Raw genomic sequence first — 19,847 nt, 5'->3', positions numbered from 1 at the left:
CTGGTGATGAAAAGGCTGTTTCAGATATCTCGCTATCCCGGAATCGCCGTATTCGCGATCGCCGGTCTCTCACTGGTGATCTTTGGCTTTGCGACTTACAACCTTCTGCATCTGAGCATGGCCAATCTGGCCTTCATTCGCAAACATGGATGGCTGGCGGTAGAGCAGGGGGCCTTGGTGCAGTTGCTTCAGATTCTCGTCTTGGGCGCCGCGGCGCTGGCCTTTTTCGTCTTGTTCAAGATCTGCGAATCCGAATTGGTCATACGGTATCGGAACTGGCAGGATCGCTGATCGGCGTTTCCGCTTTCCTTCGCACGTAAAACAGGAACAGAAGGGGGGATGAATACCTTTCGCTTCCTGCGCGACAACGCCCGCTGGCTGTCCGCCGGCGTCTTGCTGACGTTTCTCAGCAGCTTTGGGCAAACCTTCTTCATCTCGATCTTTGCAGGTGAAATCCGCGAGGTGTTCAACCTCAGCCATGGGGCGTGGGGCGGGATCTATTCGCTGGGCACAACTGCGTCGGCCATCGTCATGGTGTGGGCAGGTGGCCTGACGGATATCTTTCGCGTCCGGGCCTTGGGCGCGATTGTCCTTGCCATGCTGGCGCTGGCTTGCATCGCAATGGCGCTTAATCCTGTCTGGTGGCTCTTACCCATCGTCATCTTTGCGCTGCGGTTCGCTGGTCAGGGGATGAGTAATCATATCGCCGTCGTCGCAATGGCGCGCTGGTTCATCGCCGCACGGGGCAAGGCATTGTCGGTGGCAAAGCTGGGCTTTTCTTTGGGCGAGGCAGTGCTGCCGATCCTGTTCGTCGCGCTGATGCTAGTGATGGATTGGCATCTGCTGTGGCTGATCGCGGCAGCGATCGCGCTGCTGGGCGCGCCGGCGCTGCTCTTGCTGCTGCGGCGGGAACGCACACCACAAAGCCTTGGGCAATCGGATCAAAGCCTCGGGATGGAGGCGCGGCAATGGACCCGCAACCAGACGTTTCGTCACTGGCTGTTCTGGTTCATGTTTCCAGCGCTGCTGGGGCCGGCGGCCTTTAACACAGCCTTCTTTTTCCTTCAGGTGCATATCGCAGAAGTGAAGTCGATGACCCATGTCGAGTTGGTTGCGATGTTCCCCTTCTACACCGCCGTCAGTATCGGCGCGATGGTACTCAGCGGCTGGGCGCTGGACAAGATCGGCACCGCACGCCTGATTCCCTTCATGCAACTGCCATTGGTCGTAGCCTTCGTCCTTTTCGCCGTCGCGCAGGATAGCTGGGGGATGCTGGCGGGCTTCTTATTTCTGGGGCTCAATACCGGCATGAACAGCACGCTGCCCTCCGCGTTCTGGGCGGAATTCTACGGCACGCGCCATATCGGCTCGATCAAGGCGATGGCGGCGGCGGTCATGGTGCTGGGGTCAGCCATCGGGCCGGGCATCTGCGGCGTAGCGATTGATCTGGGCGTCGGAATCGAGGCTCAGTTCCTGTGGATCGCGCTTTTCTTTGTGGCCTCTACTGCGCTGATCTTTGTCGGCATCAACCGGGCAAAATGGCTGCTACCGCGGGCGCCTTAGATAAACGTAATACGCGCCACCACCGCCGTGGCGGTTATGCGCGGTCGTCACCTGCATCACAAAGCCTGAAAGTGGTGGAATGCTGAGCCAATGAGGCACATTGTGGCGCAGAACGCCTTGGCGCACCGGGATCGGGCCATCTGCGTCACTGCGCCGCCCCTTGCCGGTGATGACCAGCACCAGACGCTTGCCCTGACCATGCGCGCGCAGGATGAAGCCGCTGAGCGCGCTATGCGCGCGGTCCACCGTCATGCCGTGCAGGTCGATACGGGCCTCGGGGGCCAGCTTGCCGCGCTTGAGTTTGCCGTGGGCCTTGCGATCCATCGCGATGGGCTGGGCCTGCATACGGTCGGTGAGACCGGGCAGCACGTCATGGGCGGGACCGCCACGCGCCGATTTCTGCCCCAGCGCGAAGGGCTGAATAGGCTCGGGCCTGCTGGGCTCCGGGCGTTCCAGAGTGGGCTTACCGGCGGGCGCAGGCTTGGGGCGTGGTTGCGCTGGGTTCAGTGGCTCAGCGGTGCGGGCAACCTGCCGCCACAGGTCCAGCTCATCAGGTCGCAGGCGTCGTCGGCTCATCAGATCGCGTCCGGTGCCAGCGCATAAGCGCGCTGGATTGGCATCAGCACCAGCATCCGGCCCGGATCGCGCATGCGCCCGGCGACGCGGCCCGCCTCATCGCCGGTGCCCATGAAAAGGTCGGCACGCTGGGCGCCCTTGATCGCCGAACCGGTATCCTGCGCGATCATCAACCGATGCACCGGATCGACGCCGTCCTTTTCGACCCAAACAGGCGCGCCCAGCGGGACGAACTCGGGGTCAATCGCGACCGACCTTCCTGTCGTGATGGAGCGGTTCATCGCACCGCGCGGGCCGCTCTCGGGCTTTAGATCGTCAATCCGTCGGAAAAAGACATAGGACGGATTGTGCAGCAGCAGTTCGGCCCCGTCCTCGGGATTGCGGCGCACCCAATTCTTGATGACCTCGGCAGACACCTGATGGATATTGTAGATTCCGCGGCGCACCAATTCGGCCCCGATTGAGCGGTATTCATGCCCGTTAGAACCGCCATAGCCGACGCGGATCGTGCGCCCATCGGTCAGGCGAATACGGCCAGATCCTTGAATCTGCAGGAAAAACAGCTCGACCGGATCGTCGACCCAGGCAATCTCCAGCCCACGGTTTTTCATGGTATCACCGGTCTGGATATCGCGCCGGTCGAGCCAAGGATCAATTGCCTTCGATTCCGGTGGCTCGCGGTAGAGAGGGTAACGATAGCGCCCGCTACGGCGCAGCGCACCGTTCAACTCAGGCTCGAAATAGCCGGTGAATAGCGCGGGCCGGCCTTCGGTAATTAGAACCGGGCGAAAGAACAGCTCAAAGAAGTCGCGCGCGCCCGGCTTTTGCTGGGCCAGCGCACAAAGAGCGCGCCAATCGACGTCATCCATATCGGGGCATGTATCGTTAAAGACACGCAGCGCGGCGGCGTGATCGTCCTCTCCCCAACCCTGAAGATCGGCGAAGTTGAGGATATCATAGCGGGCCTCGCCAGCGGCTGCGGTACCGATCCACGGCACCGCCAGCGTGATCGCGGCAATTGCCGCCTTGATCATTCGCCTGTCGCGACGAGCCGCCAATTGGGATCGTCAGCGCCCATTATCCGCTCAAACGTCCAGATATCTTTCTGGCGCTTGGCCTTGCCCGGCTCGCCCTCGATCACGTCGCCGTCCTTGTCGCGCACGACTGACACCAGTTCGCCCACGAACTTGACGGTTATCTCGGCGGCGCCGTCCTCAAAGCTGGCGTTGGACAGGGTCATATCGCGGATGCCAATGAACTCGGCCTCGATGGTCAGGCCCTTTTCCTCGCGAATAGCCACGACCTCGCAGAAGGATGCATAGACGTCGGGGGACAGGAAATCTTTGACCTTGTCCATCTCACCGCGCTCGAACGCCATCAGGATCATCTCATAGGCGCCGCGCGCGCCGCTCAGGAAATCACCGACACCAAAAGAAGGCTCAGCGCGCTTCATCTCGGCCAATGCAGCGGCTGATTCGCTGTCTTCGGGAACGTGATCGGTGATATCGCGGTCAGGACCGCCCTCAATCACCTCCAGATTATGGGGGCGTTGAGTCGTGGGGCCCTGCACCTCGCGCGACGGTTCATGACCGTCACGCGTGCCCAGCACGCTTCTCAGCCGCAAAATCAGGAAAACAGCGATGCCTGCCAGCACCAAAAGCTGCAGAATGGGCGAGTTCATGGACACCTCATGACGGCAAAACGTTGAAATATGCTTACTTGCGATCTTATGTAGGGGTCGTGGCTGTCCAAGTCCACCTTGGCGCGCAGCAAACCCGAAGGATAAGACCCCGATGTGGCTACTCATTGCATTCATGATCATCCCGATTGTCGAAATCGGCCTTTTTATTCAGGTCGGCGGGCTGATCGGGCTGTGGCCGACGCTGGCCATCGTGATTCTGACCGCGATCCTCGGCACATGGCTAGTGCGCACCCAAGGCGCGCTGGCGCTAAATGAATTGCGCGGCTCGTTCTCGCAGCAAGGCGATCCGACAGAGGCGTTGGCCCACGGCGCGATGATTCTGATCGCAGGCGTTCTACTGGTGACACCGGGTTTTTTCACTGATGCGCTGGGGTTCGCCCTGCTGACACCGCCGTTTCGGCGGGCCGCGTTCGCCTATCTGCGCAAGCGGGTTAAGGTCCAAAGCTTTGGCACCACTGCCGGCCCGCAGCGCACGCATGATGCTACGACAATCGAGGGCGAATTTGTCGAGGTGCCGCCAGCGGGCGAGCCGCGCGATCCGTCGGGATGGACCAGGGATTGAGGCGCATCCGCCGACCTGATAGACCACCCGGCAAACACATATTCAGGAGATGACGATGGCCGAGCAGGAAAACGGCGCCGATAGCGGCGAGCAGCAACCCCAGATAAAAATGCAGGTTCTCACGCAGTTCGTGCGCGACCTGTCGTTTGAAAACATCCTCGCCCAGCGTGGCGCGGGCGGCGAGGTCCATCCCGATGTAACGGTCAACGTCAATTTGGATGCGAAAAAGCGCAGCGCCGAGCATCAGTATGAAGTGATTGCCAAGCTGCGCATCAACTCGAAAAACAAGGAAACAGAGGATGATCTGTTCCTGCTGGAACTGGAATACGCCGGTGTCTTTCACGTCGAGAACGTACCCGAGGATCAGCTGCATCCCTTCCTGATGATCGAATGCCCGCGCATCATGTTCCCGTTCTTTCGCCGGATCGTGTCAGATGTCACCCGCGACGGGGGCTTTCCGCCGCTGAACATGGAGAACATCGATTTCGTCGCGATCTACCGCAACGAGATTGCCCGCCGTCAGGCGGACCAGGAGCAGCAGCCCAGCGGCACCGCCTAAATCGGTTCGGGGTATTTCTGCTACAGGGATATTTCGAAGTGCAGCGTGAGATATAATCGTTGCACTACACTTCGCGGAAAGCTGAGTCTCAGGCTTTTCGCGAAACGCTCTAAGACATCCTGCGCCATAGCGGCGCATCGCCCAGCGTCTTCACGAACGCCTCATGCGCGGCAGCCTCGTCATCGGTCAGCCGCGCGGGCAGGGGTGCAGGACGCGGGGAGGGGCGCCACGCGCCTTGCGTCTCTGCACCGCCTGTTTGGCTCTGAGTTTGACCCAAGATCAGTCCGGGCTGACGACCGCCGATCAATTCCAGATAGACTTCGGCCAGAATTTCCGAGTCCAGCAGCGCGCCGTGTAGCGTGCGCGCGCCATTGTCGATATTGAACCGACGACACAACGCATCCAGGGACGCAGGCGAGCCGGGAAATTTCTTGCGCGCGATGGCCAGCGTATCAATGGCCTGCTCCCACGGGAGCTGCGCCTTATTCAGCCAACGCAGCTCGGCGTTGAGGAATTTCATGTCGAAGGCGGCATTGTGAATCACCAGCTTGGCGTCGCCGATAAATTCCAGAAAGGCGTCGGCAATTTCGGCAAAGACCGGCTTGCCACGCAGGAAATCGTCGCCCAGACCATGCACCTTGAAGGCATCTTCGGGCATGGCGCGTTTAGGATCGATATATTGATGATATGTGCGGCCCGTCGGCATGTGATTGAGCAGCTCGACACCGCCGATCTCGACAATCCGGTCGCCTTGTTCAGGTTCAAATCCGGTGGTTTCGGTATCTAAAACGATCTCACGCATGGGTGGCGTCTTTCCTGATGGCGTCGACCACAGCCTGCACCTGCGTGCGGGCATGTTCAAGCGTGTCGGTCGTGATGATCCACGTCGCACGGGCGCGCTTTTCCGCGTCCGGCATCTGCTTGGCGATAATGGCATCCAACTGCGCCTCGCTCATCGTCCGGCGCTCCAAAACACGCGCACGCTGAATGTCTGATGGGGCAGTGACGCAAACCGTTGCGTCCATCGCCGCGTCATACCCGTTCTCAAAGAGTAGTGGGATGTCCAGAACCGCGATATCAGTCTCTGTTCTGGCTAAAAACGTCCGTCGGTCCGCAGCGACCAGTGGATGAACGATGGTCTCGATCCGGGCTAAGGCGGTTTCATCCGCAGCGATAATCCGTTTGAGCGCCGCCCGCGAAACGCCACCATCCTCGATCGCGTCTGGGAATTCCGCTGCAATTGGCCTTACAGCAGCACCGCCCGGTGCATAGAGGCGATGCACCGCAGCATCCGCATCCCAAACGGCGCAGCCGAGATCCGCGAACATTTGGGCAGTCGTCGATTTACCCATCCCGATGGAGCCAGTGAGGCCCAGAACAAAGGTCATCTGAGGGCAGCGGCGCGGGTGGCGCTATCGACCTCGGGACGCTCGCCAAACCAGCGCTCGAAACCTGGCACAGCCTGATGCAGCAACATTCCAAGACCGTCGACAGTATGACAACCCATCTCTTCGGCCACTTCCAGCAGCCTTGTCTTGAGTGGGGCATAGACGATATCGGTGACGACCGCGCCCTTTTGCAGCCCGTCCAGGGGCACACGCAGAGGCGGGTTGCCGATCATACCCTGCGACGTGGTGTTCACAACCGTCGCCGCATACTCCAGCATATTGCCCGCCTGCACCCAGTCAAAGACCCGCACCCGCTTGCCGAATTCCTGCGCCAGCGCGTCTGCGCGCACCCGCGTGCGATTCGACAGAAGCAACTCTGGCACACCCGCCTCCAGTAGTGCTGCGATCACCGCCCGCGATGCACCGCCCGCGCCAAGAACCGCAGCGGGGCCGGCGGTGGCAGTCCAGTCGCAGGGTGCGCTTTGCAAATTTTTGATGAATCCGTAACCATCTGTATTATCGGCATGAATCTTGCCATCCTTGCGGAAAATCAGCGTATTCGCGGCACCGATCAGGGTTGCGCGATCCGTAACCAGATCGGCGATTTCCAGCACTCGTTCCTTGTGCGGAATCGTGACATTCACCCCGACAAATCCGGCCTTGGGCAAGGCACGCAAGACCGTTTCGAGATCCTCGGACGCGACATTCATCGGAATATAATGCCCAGCCAGACCGCGCACCTTTAACCAGTGACGATGGATCTGGGGCGAGCGAGAATGGGCGATCGGCGTGCCGATCACGCCGGCGAGGGGGATTTTATGCTCACTCATGTCTCAAGCTCCCCGCGCGCGGCGAGGTAGCTGATCACCTCGATCAAGGGCAGGCCCATGACGTGGAAATGATCGCCAGTGATACGCTGGATCAACCGCACGCCTTCTTCCTCCAGTTTATAGGCGCCGACGGAATTGCGGATGCTATCCCAGTTGCGCGCTATGTAATCATCAAGATAGTCATTGGATACATCACGCATCTGTATTTGCACAACACCGACGTGCCGCCAGATCGGCGCGCCGCCCTGGCAAATCACGGCAGCGGACATCAGGCGATGCGTTTTGCCACGCATGGCTGTCAGTTGATCGCGGGCATGATCAGGCGTTTCAGGCTTTGACAGAATACGCTTGTCCATGGCCAGCACCTGATCGCAACCGATGACCAGTGCATCACGATGCCGCTCGCTGATTTTGCGCGCTTTCAGTTCAGCCAAAGCATCGGCGACATCGCGTGGCGGCGCCCCTTCGGCCAGAAGGGCAGATTTTACCGCCTCTTCGTCGACGCGGGCCGGCTGAACCTCGCAGGCAATACCAGCGTTTTGCAGCAATGTGCGCCGAATAGCGGATTGCGAAGCTAGAATGATGCGGACAGTCATGTGGAAAACCCAAGGGCAAGTGGTGGCATATCCCCCCGAGATATCCCCATTTTGACGTCAGGACCACCGGCACCGGGAAAACCACCATGCGCCAGTCATGTGCCAACGATAAAATCCCTAGGTGGATTGTATGAAATCCAGAGCGGGAGGAATCGGTCACCCTGAGGGGTTATCCATAGGTGCATCGAGTGGAAGTGTATCTGAACTAGTCTCAAAAACCCCATTTTTTGAACCTTTTAGGGTTCGAGCCACGACCTCATTCGATCTATACACAAGACAGTCCACATGATGAATAGCTGTTGTCGAAACTGTGGATGACACGATAATCCACAGGAAGGGCTGGTCCCTACTTAATCATCATCCTTTTCTATATTTCTATTTTATTATTAGTAAGGCTGACACAGACAGGATGTGCCCATGATCCAGTTTCTCGCAGATATTTACCCTTGGACAAAAGCGCTGCACATCGTGTCGGTGATCGCCTGGATGGCAGGGCTGTTCTATTTGCCCCGCCTTTTTGTCTATCACGTTGAGGCGTCCAGTTCGGGTGACAGCCGCGACGAGATATTTCAGGTGATGGAGCGTAAGTTGCTGCGCGCGATCATGACTCCTGCGATGATAGCGACCTGGGTTTTTGGCCTCATGCTGGTGATGACGCCGGGTATCGTCGACTGGGCGTCGGTTTGGCCGTGGACCAAGGCTGGGGGAGTGTTGGGGCTGACCTGGTTTCACCACTGGCTAGGTGTTAGGCGCAGGGAGTTGGCGCAGGGGACCTGCACCGTCAGCGGCCGCACGTTCCGCCTGATGAACGAGGTGCCGACCGTCGCGATGATCGTCATCGTATTTTCTGTTGTGCTGCGCTTTTAACGCGCGATTGACTTGGGCGCGGCGCACTTGTATCCAGCGCGCAGGCCTCCCGTCCGGGATACGCCTTTTCCATTCCCGATTCGAATTGATCCGCGCCCAAGGCGCGCACGAGGTTTCCCATGTCCGAAGACCGTTTGCACCTGGCCGAACTCAAGGCTCACACCGCCAAAGACCTTCTGGCCATGGCCGAAGAACTGGAGATCGAAAACGCCCAGACGATGCGCAAGGGCGAGATGATGTTCTCGATCCTGAAAGAGCGGGCCGAAGAGGGCTGGATCGTCCATGGTGACGGCGTGCTCGAAGTTTTGCAGGATGGTTTTGGCTTTCTGCGCTCGCCCGAGGCAAATTATCTGCCGGGTCCGGACGACATCTATGTCTCACCCGACATGATCCGTCGCTTTTCGCTACGTACCGGCGATACGATCGACGGCGAGATGAAGCAGCCCGACGATACAGAGCGATATTTTGCCCTGACCAGCGTCACGCAGATCAACTTTGAGGATCCCGAGCGCGCGCGTCACAAGATCGCGTTCGACAACCTGACGCCGCTTTATCCCGATGAGCGTCTGACGCTTGAAATCGACGATCCGACCATCAAGGACAAGTCCGCTCGCATCATCGATCTGGTTGCCCCCATCGGTAAGGGCCAGCGGTCGCTGATCGTCGCCCCTCCGCGCACGGGTAAAACGGTGATCCTGCAAAACATCGCAGCAAGCATCGAACGCAACCACCCGGAGATCTATCTGATCGTTCTGCTGATCGACGAGCGTCCCGAAGAGGTCACCGACATGCAGCGCTCGGTCAAGGGTGAGGTCGTGTCGTCGACCTTTGACGAACCCGCAACGCGCCACGTTGCAGTCGCAGAAATGGTCATCGAAAAGGCCAAGCGCCTAGTTGAACATAAGCGAGATGTAGTTATCCTTCTGGATTCGATCACAAGACTTGGTAGGGCATACAACACTGTCGTTCCGTCTTCCGGTAAGGTTCTGACCGGTGGTGTCGATGCGAATGCCCTGCAAAGGCCCAAGCGATTCTTTGGTGCGGCACGTAACATCGAAGAGGGTGGATCGCTTACCATTATCTCGACCGCATTGATCGATACTGGCAGCCGGATGGACGAGGTGATCTTTGAGGAATTCAAGGGCACCGGTAACTCCGAGCTGGTTCTGGATCGCAAGATTGCAGACAAGCGCGTGTTCCCGGCCATCGACATTCTCAAGTCCGGCACACGTAAGGAAGAGCTGCTGGTCGACAAGCTGGACCTGCAAAAGACATTCGTGCTGCGCCGCATCCTTAATCCGATGGGCACAACGGACGCCGTCGAGTTCTTGATTTCCAAGCTGAAACAGACCAAGACAAATGCCGAATTCTTTGATTCGATGAATACCTGAGGTCAAACTAACCTCATTTCTGCCAAAGGAGGCGGGCATGGATACGATCTACGCAATGTCCTCGGCGCAGGGCAAAGCGGGGGTTTCCGTCATCCGCGTTTCGGGTAGCGAGGCATGGAATGTGTGCCGCGTATTGTGCGGGGATGTGCCGCCCACCCGAATGGCATCAGTACGATCGCTACGCGATGCGTCGGGTGAGGCGCTGGATCAGGCGCTGGTTTTAACCTTCGCCGGGGGCGCCAGTTTTACCGGTGAGGCATCAGTTGAATTTCATGTTCATGGCAGTATTGCAGTTATAAATGCCGTTCTTAACGCACTGGCTGATCACGGCTTGCGACTGGCCGAACCGGGAGAGTTTACGCGCCGGGCGCTGGAAAACGGTTGTCTGGACGTAGCACAGATCGAAGGACTCGCTGATCTCATCGATGCCGAGACCGAGGCACAGCGCAAGCAAGCGCTGCGCGTATTGTCAGGGGATCTGGGCACACGCGCCGATGTCTGGCGGCGTGATCTGATCCGTGCGGCAGCCTTGATGGAAGCAACAATTGACTTTGCAGACGAAGATGTTCCGATTGATGTGTCGCCCGAGGTGAACCTGCTTGTCACTGGCGTGATCGCAGATCTCGAACGCGAAATCGCTGGCACACGGGTCGCGGAACGAATTCGAGCCGGGTTCGAGGTGGCTATCGTGGGGGCGCCGAACGTCGGTAAATCAACGCTTTTGAACGCTCTGGCCGGACGAGACGCCGCGATCACCTCTGATATTGCCGGAACGACGCGCGATGTGATCGAGGTGCGCATGGACCTTGAGGGTTTGCCAGTCACATTTCTGGATACCGCCGGCCTGCGGGAGACAGAAGACCGAATCGAAGCACTGGGCGTTGACCTCGCTCGAAAACGCGCCGGGGCTGCCGATTTGCGTGTCTTTCTGCTGGAGCCCGGCGTCGAGACGCCCTTTCCGGCCAAGCCGGGTGATATCATGCTAACGGCCAAAGGCGATATGCAAGTAGGTGTGTATCCCGGTATTTCGGGGCGGTCGGGCCTCGGTCTTGATAACCTTATTTCCGGCATTAGCTTGGTCCTCGCGGACCGCGTTACTGGCGCAGGGATTGCCACCCGCGCGCGCCACCGCGAGGCGATGGTGCGCGGCCGCACATCGTTAGATGCTGCTGTGCAGCTGCTTCGCGAAGGCGAGGATACGGTTGACCTAGCTGCCGAAGAGCTTAGGAGCGCTGTTCGCGCGCTTGATTCTCTGGTAGGACGGGTTGATATCGAAAGCATTCTGGATGAAATTTTTGCCAGTTTCTGCCTTGGCAAGTGAGGATTGTTTCACGTGAAACATAGCGACTTTGATGTTCTGGTCATCGGCGGTGGCCATGCGGGTGCCGACGCGGCGCATGCGGCGTCCCGCATGGGCGCGCGAACTGGGCTGGTCACCTTGTCACGTAGCGGTATTGGCGTCATGTCGTGCAATCCGGCGATAGGAGGCCTGGGAAAAGGGCATCTGGTTCGCGAAATTGACGCCCTTGATGGTGTGATGGGCCGAGTTGCGGATGCGGCCGGCATCCAATTTCGCCTACTAAATCGTCGCAAAGGGCCAGCAGTGCAGGGGCCCCGCGCGCAGGCCGACCGCCACATATATCGCAAAACCATGTTGGTTGAGATCGAAGCCCAGAAAAACCTGACGATCATAGAGGGCGAGGCCGCCGATTTTCTGATGGCTGGAAACGCCGTGACCGGCGTCGTTTTAGCGGATGGTTCAGAGATCACAAGCCGAACGGTTATCTTGACGACCGGCACATTCCTGCGGGGCGTCATTCATATCGGCGAAAATTCTCGGCCCGGAGGACGTATGGGTGAGCGTCCATCGGTCAGATTGGCGCAGCGCATGGACAGCTTTGCTCTCCAAATGGGACGGTTGAAAACTGGCACGCCACCACGTTTGGACGCCAAAACGATTCAATGGGACGCGCTGGAAACGCAGCCCGGCGACGTTGACCCGGTTCTTTTTTCATTCATGTCAGAGGGCGTTCAGGCACGGCAGGTTTCCTGCGGTATTACTCATACCAATGAACGCACGCACGAAATTATCCGTCAGAATTTGGAACGATCTTCGATGTATGGCGGACATATCGACGGCGTTGGCCCCAGATATTGCCCGTCGATTGAGGACAAGGTTGTTCGATTTGCCGATAAGACATCGCATCAGATATTTCTGGAGCCTGAGAGCCTTTCGGACGACTTGATCTATCCCAATGGTATCTCGACGTCTCTGCCGGAGGACGTGCAACTCGATTATGTGCGATCGATCCATGGCCTTGAGAAGGCTGAGATCAGACAGCCGGGGTATGCGATCGAGTATGACTATGTAGATCCACGCGCGCTGGATGCGACCTTGTCCGTCCGCGATGTTCCTGGTCTGTATTTGGCTGGGCAAATTAACGGAACTACCGGATACGAAGAGGCGGCTGCCCAAGGCGTTGTTGCGGGTTTGAACGCCGCGCTCGCTGCTGCAGGTCGGGCTCCCGAAATATTTAGCCGGTCCAGCAGTTATATTGGCGTTATGGTAGACGATCTCATTACGCGCGGAGTGAGTGAACCGTACCGAATGTTTACCTCGCGTGCCGAGTTCCGTCTGTCTCTTCGGGCTGACAATGCAGACCAAAGGCTAACGAGACGTGGCTTGGAGCTGGGATGCGTCGGTGAGTCGAGGCGCGCGGCATTTGAAGAAAAAATGACTAAGCTGGACGACGCCCGTGCCCGTATTGACGCGCTCAGCTATACGCCTAAGCAGTTGGAAAACATCGGACTCCGCGTAAATCAGGACGGAACCCGTAGAAGCGGTTTTCAAATACTCGCATTTCCGGACGTCAGCTTTGATCACTTGGTCAGGCTGGAACCGCCTCTCGCCGATATCGATGCTCCGGTGATGGAGCAGTTGGAGAAAGACGCGCTATATTCAAACTACATTGCGCGGCAGGAGCGTGATGTCGCTATGGTTCAAAGGGATGAGGCACATGTTATTCCGCAGAACTTTGATTATGATCAGTTGGGCGGCCTTTCGAATGAACTCCGAAACAAGCTGGCGCTCGTGCGTCCGGCGAACTTGGCTCATGCAGCCAGAATTGATGGGATGACGCCCGCGGCTCTCACTTTGCTTCTGACGCGGTTGCGAGCAGATGGTAAGGCGCGAGCAGGATGAATGAGTTACAGCACGATGTTCCACGTGAAACATTGGAGCGGTTGCACGTTTTTGAGGACCTGGTCATCAAATGGACTCCCACGATAAATCTCGTCTCGCGCGAAAGTTCTAAAGTTTTGTGGGATCGCCATGTTCTAGATTCCTTACAGATGTTCCGCGCGGCACCTCCAAATTTTGCTAGTTGGGCTGATATTGGCTCGGGCGGGGGTTTTCCTGGCATTGTCGTCGCAATTTTGGCGGGTGACTTGCCCCGTGCCCCGAAAATTACACTGGTCGAGAGCGATGCGCGTAAATGCGCATTTCTTCGGACGGCTTTACGCGAAACGGGATCAGTCGCCGAGGTGATAAATGATCGGATTGAATTGGCGGAACCGCTTGAAACTGATGTACTTTCAGCGCGCGCTCTTGCTAATCTGAACACGCTTCTCGGCTTTGCCGAGCGTCATCTGTCTGCGAGCGGAACGGCGTTATTTGCCAAGGGTGCGCGCTGGCAGGAAGAAGTAGTAGCAGCAAAATCCAAGTGGCGCTTTGACTACGACGTCGTTAAAAGTGAACTTGAGGCCGATGCCGCAATTCTCAGGATAACAGGAGTGTCCCGTGTCTGATCCATCCCGTCCCCGTGGGCCCCGTATCATTGCGGTTGCGAATCAAAAAGGTGGCGTCGGTAAGACGACGACGACAATCAATCTGGGCGCGGCGTTGGCCGAGCGAGGCCAGAAGGTGATGATCGTCGATCTGGATCCGCAAGGAAACGCCTCAACTGGTTTGGGCATCGATGTAGATGATCGGGAGTTCACCACTTACGAGCTGCTTTTGGAGGATATAGACCTAGGGCAGGTCATTCAGCCGACGCGCTCAGAAAACCTTACAATCATTCCTGCGACTGTTGATCTTAGCTCGGCGGATATCGAGCTGATTTCCAATGAAAAGCGCAGTTTTCTCTTGCATGATGCGTTGAGGCAAACAGCGATGGATCGCTATGATCTGGACTATGTATTGATCGATTGCCCTCCGTCACTCAATCTTTTGACGGTCAACGCGATGGTCGCAGCCCATTCCGTTCTGGTACCGCTGCAAAGCGAGTTTTTCGCACTAGAGGGATTGTCTCAGCTGATGTTGACGATTCGCGAAGTGCGCCAGTCGGCCAATCCGAACCTACGGATCGAAGGTGTGGTCCTGACGATGTTTGATGCCCGCAATAATCTGTCCGGCCAAGTGGAAAAGGACGCGCGCGACAATCTAGGTGATCTGGTGTTTAAGACGTTGATCCCACGCAACGTGCGCCTTAGTGAGGCGCCGTCTTATTCGATGTCTGTTTTGGACTACGATCCGCAATCGCGTGGCGCCGAAGCCTATCGGGCGCTTGCGACGGAACTGATGAAAAATCAAGCGCTTGTGGCGGCTTGACGCAGGGAGACGATGCAATGGCTGACAAGGTGCAACGACAACGCGGGCTGGGGCGTGGATTATCCGCGCTGATGGCGGATGTGAATGATCGTCCCGATGCAAACCCCGCGACGCCGCGGCAACCCGATTATATGGTTCCGATCGAACAGGTCGTTGCCAACCCGGACCAGCCCCGACGCCGGTTTGATTCTGACCTACTGGATGATCTGGCAGCGTCCATTAAGGAAAAGGGAGTTATCCAACCCCTCATTGTACGTCGTAAAGGGGATGGGTACGAAATCGTCGCCGGTGAACGCCGCTGGCGCGCATCGCAGAAGGCGGGATTACATCAGATCCCGGTCATCGTTCGTGATCTGAACGATACCGAAGTACTCGAAGTCGCCATCATCGAAAATATTCAGCGCGCCGATCTTAACCCGGTCGAGGAGGCGGCGGGATACATTCAATTGATGCAGAAATTCGGGCATACGCAGGAAAAGCTGGCCGAAGCATTGGGTAAGAGTCGCAGTCACATAGCGAATACCATGAGATTGATGCAACTACCTGAAATCGTGCAGAATTTCGTGACAGAGGGCAAATTGTCAGCCGGTCATGCGCGTAGTTTAATTACGGCCAAGGATCCCGTGACTTTGGCCAAAAAGGTCATTTCCGGTGACCTGTCAGTGCGTGACACCGAGAAGCTGGTCCGCAAGGCATCTGAGGCTGGCGCTGACCGCCGCGCCGTAACCTCAAAAGCTGGGCAAAAGACTGCAGAAAAATCGGCTGATACTCGGGCCCTTGAGGATGACTTGTCGGCGAATCTTGGGATGAAGGTATCCGTTGATCACAAAGATGGCGCAGAAAATGGCGCGATCACGATCAGTTACGATTCACTAGACCAGCTGGATGAGATTTGTCGCGTTCTGACGACTGGAACCTAAGCTTTAGTCGGGCAGTAGCTGTGTGATGACCGCATTCAGCACCATGCGGCCAGCGGGTGTGGCGGCGAGGGAATGGTTGGTCGCCGTGACCATCCCCATCTCTTGCAAATCGCGTATCTTGATAGGATTAAGCGGCGCGCCAGCGAGATTTGCGTAGCGTTGCAAGTCGATCCCTGACGAAATGCGCAGGCCCATCATCAAATACTCGCCTGCTTGATCCTTGGCAGAGATGGCAACGCGCGGCTTTTCTGTGCGACCCATATCACTGCGCGGCAGCCACGCGTCCGGGTGGGCATATGCCTCGGTCGCCCAGCGGGTGCCGCTCAACGTCAGCCTACCATGTGCTCCGGGGCCGATGCCGATGTAGTCGCCATGCCGCCAATAGATCAAGTTGTGGCGGGATTCCGCGCCTTTGGCTGCGTGGTTTGACACTTCGTAAGCGGGCATTCCGGCGGCATCGCACAGCTCTTGGGTCGCCTCATACATATCGACCGCCAGATCGTCGGCCGGCAGGCCCTTTAGCCCGCCCGCGTCAAAGCGCGCGCCAAAGGCGGTGCCGGGTTCGATTGTCAGCTGATAGAGCGACAGGTGATCGACGGCCATGCCGAGTGCTTCTGACAGCTCGGCCCGCCAATCAGCAAGGGTCTGGTCTTGTCGGGCGTAGATCAGATCGAAACTGACGCGCTCGAACTGGGCGCGTGCAATGTCGAAGGCTGCGCGCGCCTCATTTACCGTATGAATGCGGCCAAGGCGCCGCAGATCGGTGTCGTTCAGGGCCTGAATCCCCATCGAAACGCGGTCAACGCCAGCATCCGCATAGCCGGCGAATCTTTGCGCCTCGACCGAGCCGGGGTTCGCCTCCAGTGTGATCTCCAGATCGTTGGCCAGCGTCCAGTGATCGCGGACGCGATCCAGAATGGCATGGACAGTTTCGGCAGGCATCAGACTGGGTGTGCCGCCGCCGAAAAAAACCGAATTCAGCACCCGGCCTTGGGTCAGTTCGGCGTATCTGTCGATCTCGCGCAGGTAGGCATTTCTCCATGCGGCTTGGTCAATTTGCTGACTGACATGGCTGTTAAAGTCGCAATATGGGCACTTGGCGGCACAGAACGGCCAGTGCAGATAAAGGCCAAAGCCCCCCTGACGCCATTCCTCAGTCAAAGCAGCCTTTCACCAACCGGGAAAACGCATCGGCGCGGTGGCTGATGAGATTCTTTTCGGCTGGGTCCATTTGGGCAAAGCTGATTTCGTATCCGTGCGGCTGAAAGATCGGATCGTAGCCATGACCGTGCGTGCCGCGCATCGGCCAGGTCACCTGGCCCTCAACCGTGCCGGGAAATACCTCGTCATGACCATCCGGCCAAGCCAGGACCAGAGTACAGCAGAACCTTGCAGCCCACGGTGCAGGGACGCCCGAAGCTACCAGCCTGTCATGCGCCTTGGTCATCGCCATGGCAAAGTCACGGCCCTTGGACGTTTCGGCCCAATCGGCCGTATAGACACCGGGCGCGCCATTCAGCGCGTCGATTTCGATACCCGAATCGTCTGACAGAGCGGGCAGGCCGGTAGCCTGAGCGGCCGCGTGCGCCTTGATGCGGGCATTGCCGACGAAATTGGTTTCTGTCTCGTCCGGCTCAGGCAGGTTGCGCTCAGCGGCCCCGACTACCTTGATTCCGTAGGGGCGCAAAAGATCGGCGATCTCTGCCAGTTTACCCGCGTTATGCGTGGCAACCAGCAGGGTATCGCCGGTCAACTTACGCATTGACCGCGGCCAGTTGTGCAACGGCCAATTCGGATACGCCCTTTTCGGCCAGATCCATCAACTGGTTCATCTGATCGCGGTTGAAGGTGGCGCCCTCGGCAGACATCTGCACCTCGATCAGCTTGCCTGATTGGGTCATGATGAAATTGCCGTCGACGCCTGCCTCGCTATCCTCGGGATAATCCAGATCAAGGACAGTCTGTCCAGCGTATAGACCACAGGACACGGCAGCGACGGGATCGCTCAGCGGATCAGATGTAACGTCGCCGATCTTGATCAGCTTATTCACGGCCAGCTTTAGCGCGACCCATCCACCGGTAATTGAGGCACAACGGGTCCCGCCATCGGCTTGGATCACATCACAATCGACCGTTATCTGACGCTCGCCCAGTGCCACGCGGTCGACGCCAGCGCGCAGGGATCGCCCGATGAGCCGTTGAATTTCGACGGTACGCCCGCCTTGCTTTCCGGCTGTCGCCTCGCGGCGCATGCGGCTGGTGGTCGAGCGGGGCAGCATGCCGTATTCCGCCGTGACCCAGCCCAGGCCCGAGCCCTTGATAAACGGTGGCACGCGGTCCTCTATAGTGGCGGTGCACAGCACATGCGTGTCACCGATGCGGATCATGCATGACCCTTCGGCATGTTTGGTAACGCCTGTTTCGATTGAAACGGCGCGCATTTCGCTTAGTTCTCTACCGGAAGGGCGCATGGCTTTATCCTCTTTGCAGCGTTATCGCGGCAATACAGGGGGGCGGGCCGGGATGGCAACCCCGATTGACCCCGCGCCCGGCGCGGCCTTTAATGCAGCCCGATGCGAGGAGCCCATCATGAGTGACGCGCGACAACTGCTGGAAGAGATGAACGAGCGCTCGCGCGAGGTGTTTCGCCGTGTGGTCGAGGGCTATCTACTGACCGGTGCCCCCGTTGGATCACGTAGCCTGACCCGCGAGCTGAGCGAAAAGGTCAGCGCCGCAACCGTGCGCAACGTCATGCAAGATTTGGAGTATATGGGCCTGCTGGACAGCCCTCATGTCAGCGCGGGGCGCGTGCCGACCCAAAGCGGGCTGCGCATGTTTGTCGATGGCCTGTTGGAGGTCGGCGATCTGCAGACAGCGGACCGCGCGATGATGGACAGCACGATGTCCAGTAATTCAGAGGATGTCGCAGGCGTGCTGGACCGGATCGGGCAGACCCTATCGGGCGTCACGCAAGGGGCGTCGCTGGTTCTGGCGCCCAAACACGAGGCGCCGATAAAGCACATTGAATTTGTCAGTTTGGGACATGACCGCGCGCTGGTGGTGCTGGTCTTTGCCGACGGCCATGTAGAAAACCGCATCTTTACCCCGCCGCCGGGGCAAACGCCCAGCTCAATGCGCGAGGCAGCGAATTTCCTTAACTCGCTGATAGAGGGCAAAACGCTGAGCGATGTTCAGACCGTCATCTCTCGTCAGATCAGCGAACGCCGCCAAGAGATCGACCAGCTCGCCCATGCCATGGTCGAAAGTGGCCTCGCCCTCTGGGCTGGCGAGGGCGAAGGGCCCGAGCGCCTGATCGTGCGCGGCCGCTCGCATTTGCTCAATCCCGGCGGAGATGAGGCGGATCTGGAACGTATCCGCACGCTATTCGACGACCTTGAGCGCAAGCGTGACATTGCCAACTTTCTCGAACTGGCGGATGAGGGCGAGGGTGTGCGCATCTTTATTGGCTCGGAGAACAAACTTTTCTCACTTACGGGTTCCTCTTTGGTGGTCTCTCCTTATATGAACGCAGACCGGAAGATCGTCGGTGCAGTCGGGGTCATCGGACCTACGCGGCTAAACTACGGACGCATCGTTCCGATCGTGCACTATACGGCGCAGTTGGTGGGCAAGCTGATCGCCGACAGAAGTTGAAGGGCTGACAAAATGGCAGAGCGTAATAACGAAGAGTTTCTTGATGATATCGAACAGGCCGAGGCCGAGGCGTATCACGAGGATATGACCGAGATCTCCGACGAGGACGCCGAGCTGGACACCGTCCGTGCCGAGCGCGACGCGTTTCAGGACAAGTTTCTGCGCGCGTTGGCCGATGCCGAAAATGCGCGCAAGCGTGCCGACAAGGACCGCCGCGAGGCCGAGAATTATGGCGGCTCCAAACTATCGCGTGACCTGCTGCCGGTTTATGACAACATGAAGCGTGCAGTAGATTCCGTCAGCGCAGAGCAGCGCGAAAACAACGCCGCGCTGATCGAGGGAATTGAGTTGACCATGCGCGAGTTGATTAACGTATTCGCCAAGCATGGCATCCGCATCGTGTCGCCGCAAGTCGGCGACAAGTTCGATCCGCAGCAACACGAGGCGATGTTTGAGGCGCCACTGCCTGGCACAAAGGCGGGCGAAATCATTCAGGTCTCGGCCGAGGGATTCATGCTGCACGATCGCATCCTGCGTCCGGCGCAGGTTGGCGTATCGTCGATGCAGGGCTGAACACCCATAGCCTGACACCGTGAAACAACGACGCCTCGGATCAAAGTCCGGGGCGTT

23 protein-coding genes are annotated in these 19,847 nt (G+C 58.3%); 13 read left to right on the top strand and 10 right to left on the bottom strand.

The window, feature by feature from the left end; all coding sequences use genetic code 11:
- Positions 1 to 6 precede the first annotated feature (6 nt).
- Positions 7 to 291 carry a hypothetical protein gene (locus U3654_RS17945; RefSeq protein WP_324752893.1) on the top strand — a complete coding sequence of 95 codons (285 nt, stop codon included), beginning with the start codon at positions 7 to 9 and terminating at the stop codon, positions 289 to 291.
- 48 nt (positions 292 to 339) lie between these two features.
- Complete coding sequence (locus tag U3654_RS17940; RefSeq protein WP_324752892.1) at positions 340 to 1,563, top strand: MFS transporter; 1,224 nt, start codon at positions 340 to 342, stop codon at positions 1,561 to 1,563.
- On the opposite strand, the gene U3654_RS17935 is transcribed toward U3654_RS17940, so the two are convergent.
- The 3 genes from U3654_RS17935 to U3654_RS17925 are packed head-to-tail and all read right to left on the bottom strand — an operon-like array spanning position 1,546 to position 3,820.
- Positions 1,546 to 2,139, bottom strand: a complete 594-nt coding sequence (locus U3654_RS17935; protein ID WP_324752891.1) for a Smr/MutS family protein — start codon at positions 2,137 to 2,139, stop codon at positions 1,546 to 1,548. The genes U3654_RS17940 and U3654_RS17935 overlap by 18 nt on opposite strands.
- The gene (locus tag U3654_RS17930) at positions 2,139 to 3,173 is read right to left on the bottom strand and encodes a murein transglycosylase A (RefSeq protein WP_324752890.1); all 1,035 of its coding nucleotides are present in this window, start codon (positions 3,171 to 3,173) and stop codon (positions 2,139 to 2,141) included. The genes U3654_RS17935 and U3654_RS17930 overlap by 1 nt, the downstream gene beginning before the upstream one ends.
- The gene (locus U3654_RS17925) at positions 3,170 to 3,820 is read right to left on the bottom strand and encodes a Tim44/TimA family putative adaptor protein (RefSeq protein WP_324752889.1); all 651 of its coding nucleotides are present in this window, start codon (positions 3,818 to 3,820) and stop codon (positions 3,170 to 3,172) included. Before U3654_RS17925 ends, U3654_RS17930 begins: the two co-directional genes overlap by 4 nt.
- Before the next feature lie 112 nt (positions 3,821 to 3,932).
- Between U3654_RS17925 and U3654_RS17920 the strand changes: the two genes are divergently transcribed.
- Positions 3,933 to 4,403: an FxsA family protein gene (locus U3654_RS17920; protein ID WP_324752888.1), complete on the top strand. Its 471-nt coding sequence runs from the start codon at positions 3,933 to 3,935 to the stop codon at positions 4,401 to 4,403.
- A 55-nt stretch (positions 4,404 to 4,458) separates the two neighbouring features.
- Complete coding sequence (gene secB, locus U3654_RS17915) at positions 4,459 to 4,962, top strand: protein-export chaperone SecB (protein WP_324752887.1); 504 nt, start codon at positions 4,459 to 4,461, stop codon at positions 4,960 to 4,962.
- A 109-nt stretch (positions 4,963 to 5,071) separates the two neighbouring features.
- Here secB and dnaQ read toward each other — a convergent pair whose 3' ends face one another.
- From dnaQ to U3654_RS17895, 4 genes are read right to left on the bottom strand one after another with little or no spacing between them, the layout of a single operon-like run.
- A complete protein-coding gene (dnaQ, locus tag U3654_RS17910) occupies positions 5,072 to 5,764 on the bottom strand; it encodes a DNA polymerase III subunit epsilon (protein ID WP_324752886.1) in 693 nt (230 codons plus the stop codon).
- Positions 5,757 to 6,350, bottom strand: coding sequence for a dephospho-CoA kinase (gene coaE, locus U3654_RS17905; protein ID WP_324752885.1), 594 nt, complete (start codon positions 6,348 to 6,350; stop codon positions 5,757 to 5,759). The genes dnaQ and coaE overlap by 8 nt, the downstream gene beginning before the upstream one ends.
- The gene (locus U3654_RS17900; RefSeq protein WP_324752884.1) at positions 6,347 to 7,180 is read right to left on the bottom strand and encodes a shikimate dehydrogenase; all 834 of its coding nucleotides are present in this window, start codon (positions 7,178 to 7,180) and stop codon (positions 6,347 to 6,349) included. Before U3654_RS17900 ends, coaE begins: the two co-directional genes overlap by 4 nt.
- A complete protein-coding gene (locus U3654_RS17895; RefSeq protein WP_324752883.1) occupies positions 7,177 to 7,776 on the bottom strand; it encodes a Maf family protein in 600 nt (199 codons plus the stop codon). Before U3654_RS17895 ends, U3654_RS17900 begins: the two co-directional genes overlap by 4 nt.
- 417 nt (positions 7,777 to 8,193) lie before the next feature.
- Between U3654_RS17895 and hemJ the strand changes: the two genes are divergently transcribed.
- The 7 genes from hemJ (at position 8,194) to U3654_RS17860 (ending at position 15,563) form a co-directional block, all read left to right on the top strand.
- On the top strand, positions 8,194 to 8,643 hold the full coding sequence (gene hemJ, locus U3654_RS17890; protein ID WP_324752882.1) for a protoporphyrinogen oxidase HemJ: 450 nt from the start codon (positions 8,194 to 8,196) through the stop codon (positions 8,641 to 8,643).
- Positions 8,644 to 8,762: 119 nt separating this feature from the next.
- Positions 8,763 to 10,034, top strand: coding sequence for a transcription termination factor Rho (gene rho / locus U3654_RS17885; protein WP_324752881.1), 1,272 nt, complete (start codon positions 8,763 to 8,765; stop codon positions 10,032 to 10,034).
- A 37-nt stretch (positions 10,035 to 10,071) separates the two neighbouring features.
- On the top strand, positions 10,072 to 11,355 hold the full coding sequence (mnmE, locus tag U3654_RS17880; protein ID WP_324752880.1) for a tRNA uridine-5-carboxymethylaminomethyl(34) synthesis GTPase MnmE: 1,284 nt from the start codon (positions 10,072 to 10,074) through the stop codon (positions 11,353 to 11,355).
- Between the two features lie 12 nt (positions 11,356 to 11,367).
- Positions 11,368 to 13,236 carry a tRNA uridine-5-carboxymethylaminomethyl(34) synthesis enzyme MnmG gene (gene mnmG / locus U3654_RS17875; RefSeq protein WP_324752879.1) on the top strand — a complete coding sequence of 623 codons (1,869 nt, stop codon included), beginning with the start codon at positions 11,368 to 11,370 and terminating at the stop codon, positions 13,234 to 13,236.
- Positions 13,233 to 13,841: a 16S rRNA (guanine(527)-N(7))-methyltransferase RsmG gene (gene rsmG, locus U3654_RS17870; RefSeq protein ID WP_324752878.1), complete on the top strand. Its 609-nt coding sequence runs from the start codon at positions 13,233 to 13,235 to the stop codon at positions 13,839 to 13,841. Before mnmG ends, rsmG begins: the two co-directional genes overlap by 4 nt.
- The gene (locus U3654_RS17865) at positions 13,834 to 14,643 is read left to right on the top strand and encodes an AAA family ATPase (RefSeq protein WP_324752877.1); all 810 of its coding nucleotides are present in this window, start codon (positions 13,834 to 13,836) and stop codon (positions 14,641 to 14,643) included. The genes rsmG and U3654_RS17865 overlap by 8 nt, the downstream gene beginning before the upstream one ends.
- A gap of 17 nt (positions 14,644 to 14,660) precedes the next feature.
- Positions 14,661 to 15,563, top strand: a complete 903-nt coding sequence (locus U3654_RS17860; RefSeq protein WP_324752876.1) for a ParB/RepB/Spo0J family partition protein — start codon at positions 14,661 to 14,663, stop codon at positions 15,561 to 15,563.
- Positions 15,564 to 15,566: 3 nt separating this feature from the next.
- Here the strand turns inward: U3654_RS17860 and hemW are convergent, their stop codons facing one another.
- Genes hemW through rph form a run of 3 tightly spaced genes read right to left on the bottom strand, consistent with a single transcriptional unit; the run spans position 15,567 to position 18,034 of the window.
- Positions 15,567 to 16,724 (bottom strand): radical SAM family heme chaperone HemW, encoded by a 1,158-nt coding sequence (gene hemW, locus U3654_RS17855; RefSeq protein WP_324752875.1) that lies wholly within the window; start codon positions 16,722 to 16,724, stop codon positions 15,567 to 15,569.
- Positions 16,717 to 17,325: a non-canonical purine NTP pyrophosphatase gene (locus U3654_RS17850; RefSeq protein ID WP_324752874.1), complete on the bottom strand. Its 609-nt coding sequence runs from the start codon at positions 17,323 to 17,325 to the stop codon at positions 16,717 to 16,719. Before U3654_RS17850 ends, hemW begins: the two co-directional genes overlap by 8 nt.
- The gene (gene rph / locus U3654_RS17845) at positions 17,318 to 18,034 is read right to left on the bottom strand and encodes a ribonuclease PH (protein WP_324752873.1); all 717 of its coding nucleotides are present in this window, start codon (positions 18,032 to 18,034) and stop codon (positions 17,318 to 17,320) included. The genes U3654_RS17850 and rph overlap by 8 nt, the downstream gene beginning before the upstream one ends.
- A 118-nt stretch (positions 18,035 to 18,152) precedes the next feature.
- Here rph and hrcA point away from each other — a divergent pair, with 118 nt between their 5' ends.
- Both hrcA and U3654_RS17835 read left to right on the top strand, forming a co-directional pair.
- The gene (gene hrcA, locus U3654_RS17840) at positions 18,153 to 19,217 is read left to right on the top strand and encodes a heat-inducible transcriptional repressor HrcA (protein ID WP_324752872.1); all 1,065 of its coding nucleotides are present in this window, start codon (positions 18,153 to 18,155) and stop codon (positions 19,215 to 19,217) included.
- A gap of 12 nt (positions 19,218 to 19,229) precedes the next feature.
- A complete protein-coding gene (locus tag U3654_RS17835; RefSeq protein WP_324752871.1) occupies positions 19,230 to 19,790 on the top strand; it encodes a nucleotide exchange factor GrpE in 561 nt (186 codons plus the stop codon).
- Positions 19,791 to 19,847 lie beyond the last annotated feature (57 nt).

Source organism: Roseovarius sp. Pro17 (assembly GCF_035599575.1).
Lineage (GTDB): Bacteria > Pseudomonadota > Alphaproteobacteria > Rhodobacterales > Rhodobacteraceae > Roseovarius.
Note: the sequence above shows the minus strand (reverse complement) of the source record. Positions and strands in the feature narration are given on the sequence as shown.

Coding starts and splice junctions, on each gene's coding strand:
- U3654_RS17945 (WP_324752893.1), top strand. CDS start 7: ATGAAAAGGCTGTTTCAGATATCTCGCTATCCCGGAATCGCCGTATTC.
- U3654_RS17940 (WP_324752892.1), top strand. CDS start 340: ATGAATACCTTTCGCTTCCTGCGCGACAACGCCCGCTGGCTGTCCGCC.
- U3654_RS17935 (WP_324752891.1), bottom strand. CDS start 2,139: ATGAGCCGACGACGCCTGCGACCTGATGAGCTGGACCTGTGGCGGCAG.
- U3654_RS17930 (WP_324752890.1), bottom strand. CDS start 3,173: ATGATCAAGGCGGCAATTGCCGCGATCACGCTGGCGGTGCCGTGGATC.
- U3654_RS17925 (WP_324752889.1), bottom strand. CDS start 3,820: ATGAACTCGCCCATTCTGCAGCTTTTGGTGCTGGCAGGCATCGCTGTT.
- U3654_RS17920 (WP_324752888.1), top strand. CDS start 3,933: ATGTGGCTACTCATTGCATTCATGATCATCCCGATTGTCGAAATCGGC.
- secB (WP_324752887.1), top strand. CDS start 4,459: ATGGCCGAGCAGGAAAACGGCGCCGATAGCGGCGAGCAGCAACCCCAG.
- dnaQ (WP_324752886.1), bottom strand. CDS start 5,764: ATGCGTGAGATCGTTTTAGATACCGAAACCACCGGATTTGAACCTGAA.
- coaE (WP_324752885.1), bottom strand. CDS start 6,350: ATGACCTTTGTTCTGGGCCTCACTGGCTCCATCGGGATGGGTAAATCG.
- U3654_RS17900 (WP_324752884.1), bottom strand. CDS start 7,180: ATGAGTGAGCATAAAATCCCCCTCGCCGGCGTGATCGGCACGCCGATC.
- U3654_RS17895 (WP_324752883.1), bottom strand. CDS start 7,776: ATGACTGTCCGCATCATTCTAGCTTCGCAATCCGCTATTCGGCGCACA.
- hemJ (WP_324752882.1), top strand. CDS start 8,194: ATGATCCAGTTTCTCGCAGATATTTACCCTTGGACAAAAGCGCTGCAC.
- rho (WP_324752881.1), top strand. CDS start 8,763: ATGTCCGAAGACCGTTTGCACCTGGCCGAACTCAAGGCTCACACCGCC.
- mnmE (WP_324752880.1), top strand. CDS start 10,072: ATGGATACGATCTACGCAATGTCCTCGGCGCAGGGCAAAGCGGGGGTT.
- rsmG (WP_324752878.1), top strand. CDS start 13,233: ATGAATGAGTTACAGCACGATGTTCCACGTGAAACATTGGAGCGGTTG.
- U3654_RS17860 (WP_324752876.1), top strand. CDS start 14,661: ATGGCTGACAAGGTGCAACGACAACGCGGGCTGGGGCGTGGATTATCC.
- U3654_RS17850 (WP_324752874.1), bottom strand. CDS start 17,325: ATGCGTAAGTTGACCGGCGATACCCTGCTGGTTGCCACGCATAACGCG.
- rph (WP_324752873.1), bottom strand. CDS start 18,034: ATGCGCCCTTCCGGTAGAGAACTAAGCGAAATGCGCGCCGTTTCAATC.
- hrcA (WP_324752872.1), top strand. CDS start 18,153: ATGAGTGACGCGCGACAACTGCTGGAAGAGATGAACGAGCGCTCGCGC.
- U3654_RS17835 (WP_324752871.1), top strand. CDS start 19,230: ATGGCAGAGCGTAATAACGAAGAGTTTCTTGATGATATCGAACAGGCC.